Here is a 435-nt window from a genome sequence, read left to right as displayed (position 1 = left end):
ACGCCTGCGAGGAGATCGCCAAGGATCCGTCGATGGCCGCCGAGTACACCTCGCGCGCCAACCTCGTGGCCGTGATCACCAACGGTACCGCCGTGCTGGGYCTGGGCGACATCGGCCCGCTGGCCGGCAAGCCGGTGATGGAAGGCAAGGGCTGCCTGTTCAAGAAGTTCGCCGGCATCGACGTGTTCGACATCGAACTCGATGCCCGCGACCCGGACAAGATCGTCGAGATCGTCGCCGCGCTGGAGCCCACGCTCGGCGGTGTGAACCTCGAGGACATCAAGGCGCCCGAGTGCTTCTATATCGAGAAGAAGCTGCGCGAGCGCATGAACATCCCCGTCTTCCACGACGACCAGCACGGTACGGCCATCAYCKYGGCSGCGGCSMTGCTSAACGGCCTSAAGGTGGYGGGCAAGGAAATCGGCAGCGTGAAGG

General features: G+C 64.9%; 1 pseudogene. It reads left to right on the top strand.

Features of this window, described 5'->3' with window-relative positions:
• A pseudogene (locus AC1U89_RS24825) lies at positions 1–435 on the top strand (NADP-dependent malic enzyme); the annotation flags it as partial.

Source organism: Caulobacter sp. 05T431 (assembly GCF_056665975.1).
Note: the sequence above shows the minus strand (reverse complement) of the source record. Positions and strands in the feature narration are given on the sequence as shown.